Below are 2,443 nucleotides of genomic sequence, written 5' to 3'. Positions count from 1 at the left end.
GTTCCAAGACCCCCTCCACCAGCCGGAATCGCAACCCCCCGCCACCGCACCCTTGCCTGTGGCGCAGGCCCCGATACCGTCCTGATCTGATCGAACGTCAGCACCCGAAAGATTCGAAGAGATCCAGTTGCTCGACGGTCGGCCGACGGTTGCGGGCCGGGTTCGAGTCGACGCGCTCCAGCCCGGCGCGGCGCCGAGATCCGGCTCGGCGAAGGCGCCGGTTCCGGAGCCCGGTGAACCGCCGGGCTCCAGACCGTCGCACTGCCGTACCGCCGCGAACTTGAACTTGAACTTGACCTCGAACTTGAACGAAACGAAAGGATCAGGTCCCTCCATGTCTCTCCCCAGCCGTCCACCGCTGCGCGCGCTGGCGGCCGTCCTGTCGGTGTCCGTGGCCTTCCTGGGCGTGCTGCTCGCCCCGCAGACCGCGAGCGCCGCGACCTCCGTGTGCTCCGAGCAGACCACGTCGGTCTCCTCCGGCACGTACATCGTGCAGAACAACGAGTACGACTCGAGCGCCTCCGAGTGCGTCAGCACCGACGGTGGCGCGGACTTCAACGTCGCCAACTCCTCCATCTCCAACTCCACCAGCGGATCGCCGGGCGCCTACCCGTCGATCTACCAGGGCTGCCACTGGGGCGAGTGCTCGTCCGGCGGTCTGTCCACGAACCCGATCGAGGAGTCCAACCTCAAGTCGGGCGAGGTGACCACCAGCTGGAGCACCACCCAGCCCGGTAGCGGTGCCTACGACGTGGCCTACGACATCTGGTTCAACCGCACCGCCACCACCACCGGCCAGCCCAACTGCACCGAGATCATGGTCTGGCTCAACCACAACGGCTCGGTCCAGCCCTTCGGCTCGACCGTGGCCAGCAACGTCAAGGTGGGCAATACCACGTACAACGTGTGGGAAGGCGGCCAGTCCTCCTGGGACACCGTCACCTACGACATGACCAGCGCCGCCACGTCGGTCAGCAACCTGGACCTCCTCCCGATCGCCCAGGACGCGGTCAGCCGCGGCTACATGTCGGCCTCGTGCTATCTGATCGACATCGAGGCCGGATTCGAGCTGTGGCAGGGTGGCACCGGCCTGACCACGAACTCGTTCTCCGTGGCCATCAACGGCTCCGGCACCTCGACCGCCACCGCGACCCCGTCAGCTTCAGCGTCGGCGTCGGCGTCGGCAAGCCCGTCCGCCTCCGCCTCGCCGTCCCACTCGGCCTCCGCGTCACCCTCGGCCTCGGCCACGACGCCGACCTCCGGCGGCGCCGGCTGCACCGCCGCGTACTCGATCACGAACGCGTGGTCCGGCGGCTATCAGGCCCAGGTGACGGTGACCGCGGGCTCATCCGCGATCAGCGGCTGGACCGTCGCGTGGACGTACCCGAACTCGCAGACCATCAGCAACCTGTGGAACGGCTCCTACACCCAATCCGGCCAGAGCGTGACCGTCACCAACGCCGCGTACAACGGCAGCCTGGCGTCCGGCGGCAACACCAACTTCGGCTTCACCGCCAACGACACCGGCAGCGACACCGCCCCCGCCACACTCACCTGCACCGCGCACTGAGCCCCCGCACGGATTCGTCGCGCACCGGCCCGCCAGGTCGATGGGCCGACAGGCCGATATATGTACGAACGCACTGACGCACGAACGCACTGGCAGATGAACGTCCCGATGCTCGGGATGCACCGTCCTACTTGGTGGACGGCGCATCCCGAGCATCGGCACCCTCACCACGGCCGACGCCCTCGACCAAACGGTCTACCGCGCCAACCGCACCGCCGCGGCATGGCCCCGCTGCCCCAGCCGCTCCGCCGCGGCAGAAGTACTCAGCGCGTTACGGGCGCTCCGCCGTGCCGCCTGTATCCACCACGGCGTCGCCCTCGTCCGTGCCAACTGCACTCGCGCGGCGCCGCGCTACGCGTATCGCCCGTGCCTTCCCGCTGGTCCGCGCCGGTTGTACGTGCCGCCGCATCACGCTCGTCCGCGCTACGCGTATTGCCGCAGTTCCCCACTCGGCCGTGCCAGCCGTATCGCCGCGGCACCTCACCCAGCCGCGCCAGCTGCACGTGCCGTCGCAATGCGCTCGTCCACGCTCCGCGTATCGCCATGGCGCCCCGCTCCGCGCATTCCACACGTCGTCTCCCCACCGACCACCGTTCCACCGCTAGCTCACATCTCCCGGATCCTCACAATCACCACTACTCCACAAAAATCAGCCTATCCAGCAGACTGCTGATAATCTCGGCTTTGTGCCCTACGGCTATCTCATCACCGCAGTGTTGGCCACCCTGTGCACCCTGGTCGCCTATTACTACAGTTGCAATTCTTGCCCTGAGTTGCATCGTCGCTGGTAGTGGCATCGGCGGGCGGTGGCTTGGTGGCGTCTTCGCCAGGCGGACCAGTGCAGTAGGTGTCGGTGTCGGTGGTGGCGTGGCG

General features: G+C 67.6%; 2 protein-coding genes. One reads left to right on the top strand and one right to left on the bottom strand.

Annotated elements, in window-relative coordinates; genetic code table 11:
• Nucleotides 1-336, bottom strand: a 336-nt coding sequence (locus tag KDL01_RS40520) for a hypothetical protein (protein WP_212534036.1), incomplete at its 3' end; no start/stop codon positions are given.
• On the opposite strand from KDL01_RS40520, the gene KDL01_RS40515 reads away from it, so the two are divergent.
• The gene (locus tag KDL01_RS40515; RefSeq protein ID WP_212534035.1) at nt 335-1,570 is read left to right on the top strand and encodes a GH12 family glycosyl hydrolase domain-containing protein; all 1,236 of its coding nucleotides are present in this window, start codon (nt 335-337) and stop codon (nt 1,568-1,570) included. The genes KDL01_RS40520 and KDL01_RS40515 overlap by 2 nt on opposite strands.
• Nucleotides 1,571-2,443 lie beyond the last annotated feature (873 nt).

Origin of the sequence: Actinospica durhamensis (assembly GCF_018139695.1) — a bacterium.
Lineage (GTDB): Bacteria > Actinomycetota > Actinomycetes > Streptomycetales > Catenulisporaceae > Actinospica > Actinospica durhamensis.
This window is presented reverse-complemented; position numbering and strand designations above follow the sequence as displayed.

Coding starts and splice junctions, on each gene's coding strand:
- KDL01_RS40515 (WP_212534035.1), top strand. CDS start 335: ATGTCTCTCCCCAGCCGTCCACCGCTGCGCGCGCTGGCGGCCGTCCTG.